The following is a 7126-nucleotide window of genomic DNA, read 5'->3' as shown; positions in this document are numbered from 1 at the left end:
GTGCTTGAAGATAAAAACACCTTTGTATTAAAAAGAGTAAAAAACAAAGAAGTCAGAAAGAAATAGTCTTGTAATCATATGTATATCTGTAACTTAAAAAAATAGACAGCTTAAGTTAACGCTAATGCCCCATGGGGAGCCAAAAAAATCAGATTTTAGTTTCAAAAATCAAATGAGAATAGAATATCAAATTTTTCAATCTAATCATTTTGCTGAATCTTTTCCCTGACTCCCCTTGGGCCGGAACGATGCTGTCCGCTACAATGAATGTAGCGATAATGATAGCATCGTCATTAACCGAAGCGTCAGCTGTTGGGGAAATCAGGGAAAATTAAACTATTGTAATTCTTACTGATTAGTAACTAAAAATTAATAAAACAGAATATGATAGTAATTATCATATTCTGTTTTATTTTATATCAATCCCTTCCCAAATCTATAATTCAAGCCTATAACATATTGAGTATAGGCATAAGATTCATCAATATTTAATTGCTCATAATTAATAAAAGAAAGGTCTAAAAACAGATGTGGAATTCGTTTTGAAATTTTAAGTTCAACACCTCCTCCAAATCCTATGTATACTATTCCATTCTCATAGCTTGGATAAAAATCGTTTCTTGACAATTTGTAATTACCAGTATTAAAGGAGGTTTCAACAAATACTTTAATTTTTTCTTTCTTGATAAAGTTAAATTGACCAAAAACACCAATAATATGGTGATTTTCTGAGGGACCACCTTCAGGCTTCATAAAGATAGCCATAGCTTGAACACCCAAATCTAATCGCTTTGTAATTTGCATGGCCACATTTACATTCCATGTGTATTCATTATACCTTGGCAAACCGGGCTCATCTTCATAGTAGCGCAAAAATGTGAAGGAACTACCTACACAAAAAGACTTTCCAAAGTTTCCTTGGGCGAAAATCAGAAAAGGAGTAAATAAAAAAATGGTCAGTTGAACAATTGCTTTCATAATATTGAGCTATCAAATATAAACATTCCAATATTTACTTACCAACTCAGGGCAAACGCATACTTTGTTAAAAAGCTATATTTAGAAGAAAATAGTTTAATCTATAGGTATAATGCTAGCGCGGAAATGTTTTCCGTGCGAAAATATTAACATTAAGGAATGTATTTAAATCACACGGATTAGCTTCGCTGAGCTCCCTACGGTCGGTTGCAAATCCGCGTTAGCTTTGTTAAAAATAATTAGAAAAATAAAAGTACGCGTTTGCCCTGTTACCTACTGATTTAACTTACCTAGAAAAAGTCATTTCTAATTCAATCTCAGTTTCTCCGGGTTCTAGAACCATTTCGGTTTCTGTAAGTTTTACTATTGTGGTACGGGCTGTTTTGTCCTCCCAATCGGGTACTGTGATATCTAATGCGGTTTGGTTTTCTGCCCAAGCCCAACTGGTGGTTTTATATAGCTCACCATTTTCTATTTTACGCCACTCTATACTACCATCGGTTTTAAATTTCCAAACATATTGCCAAGTGAGGTAAGCAAAGCCATGGCCATTTAAATAATAGGTATCAATATTCCATGTTTGGCATAATAGCTCTTCTTTTGTAGGAGGTGTTGGCTCTTCTTCCTCCTCTTTTTTACAGGCAGAAAAAAGCACTGCAAAAATGAATAATATTAAAATTGATTTTTTCATCTGTTTTGTTTTTGATAAAATGAAGTCAGGGTGCGAATATTTCACAAAATATAATTTATTTGCGCCCTGACTAATTATTACTTCGCTCTTATATGCTCCACTAACTCAAATTCCTGTCCATCTCTAAAAACTATTTTTACCAAGCCCATACCTTTTTTTACATAGGTTTCAGCAACCTCTTCTTGCTGTGGGTAACAGGTATATTGGTAAATATCTTTAAGCAGATACCCATTAATGCTTAAGGTATCTAGTTTGATGGCATGCCTAAGGTCGAAAAAACTATGTGGATTAAAATTATTAACAACAGTCGATGACGAACGAGAGAAAACAACATAGAAATTTTCCTCAATTCTATTAATAATAAAATTGCTACTAAATTCTGCTATACTATCAAAATAATATTCTGAATAATTGATTTTACCAGCGATACAGTATTTATTGCACTCATCGCCATCTGAGGGAGTATGAAGGACTGACCAATTACCGTTATAGCTAAATGGGAAATGAATATATGAATCATCGACAGTATTTTCAAAAATCAAGGTGTCATTCTTATAATAAGGAAACCAAGACGTATCTTCAGTTGATAATTCGGGACAAGCAGGATCCTTACAATTACTGCAACAACTAAATAATGAAACCATTAGCATTAATGTGAGGTAAAAAATTGTGCTTTTCATAGATTAGTTTTTAGTTTTTCACAATGAATTTTTCTCTAAATACTCTGCCATTATTATCAAATACTTCAATATAATAAAAACCGTTCAATAATTCATTAACATTTATTCCTTTGTTTTGGTATAATCTGCCTTCAAATAAATATATACCTTGTTGATTGTAGATTTTATAAATCATATGATCTATCTCAATATTGGCATTATTAGGAAATTATGGAATAAAAACAAATTGGGGGTCATCAAAACTATCATATCGTAAAAAACCATATTCTAAGGAATAATAAAGATAGAAAATCTTCTCGTGAAAAACATATACATCATCGTATATAACATCTCCTATTTCGACACTAATATCTGACTCTACAATCTTTGTGAAAGTTTCTGCATAAGCACTAATTTCAATTGACAAACCATCAGTGTTTGATTTTTGTATTTGAATATATCCTGTTGAATTATATCGCCTTATAGTTTCGAGATAATCAACTTGTCCAGTGGTTTTAACTTTAACAAAATCAGAACTCTCTGAACGAATTACAAAATCATTGGTATCTACAGGCCATGCACTTACTACTTTCATAGAATCCCCAACAGACCTACCCAAAAAACTTTTATCATTCTCAGTTAGATAATGATACTTCTCTTTAGTACAGGAAGAGACAAACAATCCAAATGAAATGATAATTAAAAAGATAATAAATTGATTTTTCATAATTAATTTTTTTTGCGAAGGAATTTTTCTAAATAACTCGTTATTATTCAATTAACACCTACAAAAATAAATACTAAAAATACATAGAGATACCTATACCATTATTATTAAGTTTTACACCTACAATAATAGTTGATTTATCAAATGATTGCAGATTCTTTTTATATGTATTCTTTGATATTGTACTTGTAACAAATAATGGAATTCCAACAGAAGCTGAACCAATACCTCCATATTTAAGAATAGATCCCATAAATAATCTAGGGTCAAGGTCGATTGGATTTTTCTCGTAATCTTCCAAGAAATATTCTCCAATACCTATACATGTCACTCCAATTATTGATAAGACTAATGTACTTCTTTGAACCCTAATTGCTTGCAAATATTTACTCTGATAAAATAAGTACTGATTATAATCAAATGAATCATCTTTTATAAAATCTGGTTCAGAGTCAAAAGGAACATTCATATTATTAAGTGGACTTGGTAGTTTAATATAATAAGCGTTTAGAAGCACTCCCATTGCAATCACTTTGTTTTTCTTTCCATTAACAATATCAAAAGTAACCTTGTTATGATTAATGTTTAAAATCCTACAATTCTTTATTGTATCATTACTATCCAATAAAAAGATCATATCATTATAAGAATTCTGTGCAAACAAGCCTGTAAAGCAGACTAACAGACATAGTGTTACAATTGCCTTAAGTGTTATTATTTTTCTCTTTATCTTAAAAAACATCTTACTTATCAAAAATATAGTTAACTTAAATCTACTTATATATATATCATTACAATACAACAAATTTTTCTTGAATTATTTGACCATTAATATTTATTTCTAAAATATAGATTCCATTTGCTAATTTAGAAATATCCAGTGGTTCATCGCTATAGTAATTATCATATGAATTAATTGTTTCTCCATTTAGATTCCTAATATTAACGCTACAATAATTTGGATTATTGAAAATTTTAACTTGGACATTATTATCCGCTGGATTTGGATACACGATAATAGAATTATCAATTTCAGACATTATAATATCTTGATTATTGTTTGCTTTTATTAGTATATCATCCTTACGTGAACCGTATTTAGCTCCAGGCTGTGTTGGATTATCATTCTGAATATAGTTATTATCACTAAATATTGGGGCCTTAGTACCTGAGGCATAACAATCATATTCTTCTATTTTTGCTGTAAACCTAGACCCAGTAGTTACTCGAAAACCAGGTGTGAATCTCATCCAATTTCCAGCAACTAAATTTAAACCACCATCAGTATTGGTAGAATTCGAATTACTAACTTCACCAAAGTATTCAAACGAATCAAACGCTCTTAAATTAGCTGGATTTTCAATGGTCCCATAGTGTACTCCATTTTCTGTATAAGGGTAGTTTTGATCTAGTTCCCTGTTAACCATATTCCTATATGGTTCATATCCATTCAATCCTCCATACCACCATGACCGATAATTGCGATACAAGTTGAAAAACAAAAGATAATCTATTCCTGAATAAACTCCTGTATTACCATCAGGATTATCACGCCCACTCCTTTCATTTACAGTATGACGAAAGAAATTACTACTAGCCCAACCACCATCTGCTCTATTAGGTAAATAGTCATCACAATACTCAAAATACACATCCTGTGTTGGAGCATCATTACCTACTGAATAATTATAAGGACCACATATTGGTGCTCTATTTAAAATGCTTTCAATTTTACTTTCATAATCCTCTCCTTCAAATTGATCGCAATTATCATTATGCAAATCAGTGTACAATAACATATATAGGAGATCATGATCATGTTGCAAAAACCGGTCTATATAATTTTTTGTATTGACTATTTTAAAAATACCAGTTGGATCATAAACATCCCATGAATCACCACTTATTGCTGCCACTGCTGCCATAAAAACTTTATTGTAATCCTTTCCAGGAAAAGGGTGGTCCCAATCTCCAAATTGATGAAAGTGAAGAGGTATATTTTTCCATAAAAAATCGGCAAGTGTAAAAAAGCCTGGACTTATCATTGTACCTGTTGACTCCCTTACAGCTTCTGAGATTCCAAAACTCATTGGAGCTGGCCAATGGCCTCCTCTGCCTACAGTATCTCCATTAGGATCAAATATAGTCCAAATACCAGGCATTTGATCTTCAGGATAAGGATTGATAGGAAGGATATCATCAATAAACTCGTAAACTGGAGAATTAGATAATTCCCAAGAAAACCCATGTTCTAAATTCAAGTTAGCCATATACCTAGAAATAAGCAATATATTATTGCGGGCAGTATTTCCAAAATTAAATGACATATTTTGCCCAGTTACAGTGTTTCTAAAGTCAAGAAAATTATCTCCCAAATGATGATTCACTAGCGCAAACCCCATAATTAAAAATACAGCTTGATCAACACTCATTGTTGATTTTAGTAACTCCCTTTCTATTTCAGCATCAGTCCCAGTCCAAACCTTAAAATGATCCACATACATTGGTGAACCAGGAGGCATACTACCAGGTCCATTCTCTTCTGTCAGATTATAGTTTAAATTTGTAAAATCAGGAGTGAACTCACCTGTGTATATGGGAATATCTGTCCTCATGAAAAACCCGTCTAGTTCTGCTCCATTAGGGTTTTCCCAGGGTACTTGATCCTCACACAAATCCCATCTTTCGTATGCTTTCATCGCATAATACAACTCGGTTAATGTATAATTTTTAGGGGAGCTATTTAACATATCAGCTTCTAAAGCAAGCATTGAGATATACCAACCCAAATCTATCCCTCCGTCACCAATTTTTATTTCAGCACTCCCAACGTTTTCTTGGGTTCCATTGTCTATATGCATTTTCATATATTTGTGCCTGGAACTAAACAAAACTCCTTTACCTGGGCCTTCACCAATATCAGTAAAATATTTAAGGCGATGACGGTAATACCAATACTTTTCATTTAATGATTGAGCTGGTAATATGGTCTGCTGAAGTATTAATAATAATAGTATTATTGATATCTTTTTTATTGTTTGCATCTTTTTAAGTATAATATTGTATTATTTAATTGTGAAATAACAAAATCTTTTTCATTTATGATTCCTTCAATTTTTACTAAAAAAACTGAAATAAATAAAAAACTATTTTGAATATGATTATTTTTGGTAGACTTTAATTAGGCTTAACTTTTCCCTTTGAATTCAATCCTAATAATGTTATCTCCAGAATCTGTTTCAACAATTAATTTTGTTGATGTTAGAAGTATAATTCTTTGCACAACCCAAATATCATCAATTCCTCCAGACCCAAGCAAACTGATATGTTTAATATTTTCTTTTGCAAATTGTTTTATTTCAATATCATTTTGATTATTTGTCCACCTCCACTCGGAACTGTCAGTATAAGATTCAGTTAAAGAGGTTACAGATGCATTAATGATTCCATCAGTTCTAAACTCCCATATGAGCTCTATAATTCCATCATAATCCTCATCATTAACTATATATTTTTCCATCTGCCATTCTCTACAAAGCATTTCTTCCATGCTAACAACAGACTCTTCCTCATCTTTTTTACAAGAGCTCAACCCAATTAGAAGTGCTGCAAGTATTAAAACTATATTTTTCATATCGTTTGTGTTTTATTAGTTTTCAAGTTTTTCTTTTAAACTATCTATCTCCTTCTGTTGCTGAGCAATATCCTTTTGCTGCTGAATGATATAAAGAGTCAACTCTTCTACTTTCCTTAATAAGACATCATCCATTTCGCCAATACTATATCCGTTCTCTTTAAACTCTTCGGCACTCATTACCTCAGGTAAATGCTTTTCTGTGGTTACATAGCTTTCTAGCTCGGCTAAAGGCATTAATGGGTAATCTTCTTCAAATACATAATCGGAGCCGGGTACTGTTTCGGTTACTAGAATTTCTTTGGCATTAATGGAGCCGTTTACTGCTAATTTATGAGTGCCAGCATTTTCTGTTCCGATTCCAATTCTTCCATTAAAAAATAGATTTCCATTTATATCCTTAAATTGAGGTTCTTGCCATGTAGCATCGCCATCAG

At 31.9% G+C, this 7126-nt stretch carries 8 protein-coding genes and 1 pseudogene; all 9 read right to left on the bottom strand.

From position 1 onward, the window contains the following. Positions 1–414 precede the first annotated feature (414 nt). Positions 415–978, bottom strand: coding sequence for a hypothetical protein (locus tag HNS40_RS21365; protein WP_172284750.1), 564 nt, complete (start codon positions 976–978; stop codon positions 415–417). Between the two features lie 286 nt (positions 979–1264). Then, positions 1265–1669 carry a hypothetical protein gene (locus HNS40_RS21360; protein WP_172284749.1) on the bottom strand — a complete coding sequence of 135 codons (405 nt, stop codon included), beginning with the start codon at positions 1667–1669 and terminating at the stop codon, positions 1265–1267. Positions 1670–1746: 77 nt separating this feature from the next. Beyond that, positions 1747–2349, bottom strand: a complete 603-nt coding sequence (locus tag HNS40_RS21355) for a hypothetical protein (RefSeq protein ID WP_172284748.1) — start codon at positions 2347–2349, stop codon at positions 1747–1749. Positions 2350–2359: 10 nt separating this feature from the next. Then, positions 2360–2524, bottom strand: coding sequence for a T9SS type A sorting domain-containing protein (locus HNS40_RS23825; RefSeq protein WP_172284747.1), 165 nt, complete (start codon positions 2522–2524; stop codon positions 2360–2362). A 33-nt stretch (positions 2525–2557) separates the two neighbouring features. Beyond that, complete coding sequence (locus HNS40_RS21345; protein ID WP_172284746.1) at positions 2558–3055, bottom strand: hypothetical protein; 498 nt, start codon at positions 3053–3055, stop codon at positions 2558–2560. A gap of 73 nt (positions 3056–3128) precedes the next feature. Then, entirely contained in the window at positions 3129–3797 is a 669-nt protein-coding gene (locus HNS40_RS21340) for a hypothetical protein (RefSeq protein WP_172284745.1), read from the bottom strand. A gap of 49 nt (positions 3798–3846) precedes the next feature. Further along, positions 3847–6099 carry a T9SS type A sorting domain-containing protein gene (locus tag HNS40_RS21335; protein WP_172284744.1) on the bottom strand — a complete coding sequence of 751 codons (2253 nt, stop codon included), beginning with the start codon at positions 6097–6099 and terminating at the stop codon, positions 3847–3849. A gap of 143 nt (positions 6100–6242) precedes the next feature. Next, on the bottom strand, positions 6243–6689 hold the full coding sequence (locus HNS40_RS21330) for a hypothetical protein (RefSeq protein ID WP_172284743.1): 447 nt from the start codon (positions 6687–6689) through the stop codon (positions 6243–6245). Between the two features lie 15 nt (positions 6690–6704). Then, a pseudogene (locus HNS40_RS21325) lies at positions 6705–7126 on the bottom strand (hypothetical protein); the annotation flags it as partial.

It is taken from the genome of Lentimicrobium sp. S6, from assembly GCF_013166635.1.
GTDB lineage: Bacteria > Bacteroidota > Bacteroidia > Bacteroidales > UBA12170 > UBA12170.
This window is presented reverse-complemented; position numbering and strand designations above follow the sequence as displayed.

What these genes read in the sequence shown, in the direction of transcription:
- HNS40_RS23825 (WP_172284747.1), bottom strand. Translation starts at nt 2,524, where the DNA reads ATGATTTATAAAATCTACAATCAACAAGGTATATATTTATTTGAAGGC.
- HNS40_RS21340 (WP_172284745.1), bottom strand. Translation starts at nt 3,797, where the DNA reads ATGTTTTTTAAGATAAAGAGAAAAATAATAACACTTAAGGCAATTGTA.
- HNS40_RS21360 (WP_172284749.1), bottom strand. Translation starts at nt 1,669, where the DNA reads ATGAAAAAATCAATTTTAATATTATTCATTTTTGCAGTGCTTTTTTCT.
- HNS40_RS21330 (WP_172284743.1), bottom strand. Translation starts at nt 6,689, where the DNA reads ATGAAAAATATAGTTTTAATACTTGCAGCACTTCTAATTGGGTTGAGC.
- HNS40_RS21345 (WP_172284746.1), bottom strand. Translation starts at nt 3,055, where the DNA reads ATGAAAAATCAATTTATTATCTTTTTAATTATCATTTCATTTGGATTG.
- HNS40_RS21335 (WP_172284744.1), bottom strand. Translation starts at nt 6,099, where the DNA reads ATGCAAACAATAAAAAAGATATCAATAATACTATTATTATTAATACTT.
- HNS40_RS21355 (WP_172284748.1), bottom strand. Translation starts at nt 2,349, where the DNA reads ATGAAAAGCACAATTTTTTACCTCACATTAATGCTAATGGTTTCATTA.
- HNS40_RS21365 (WP_172284750.1), bottom strand. Translation starts at nt 978, where the DNA reads ATGAAAGCAATTGTTCAACTGACCATTTTTTTATTTACTCCTTTTCTG.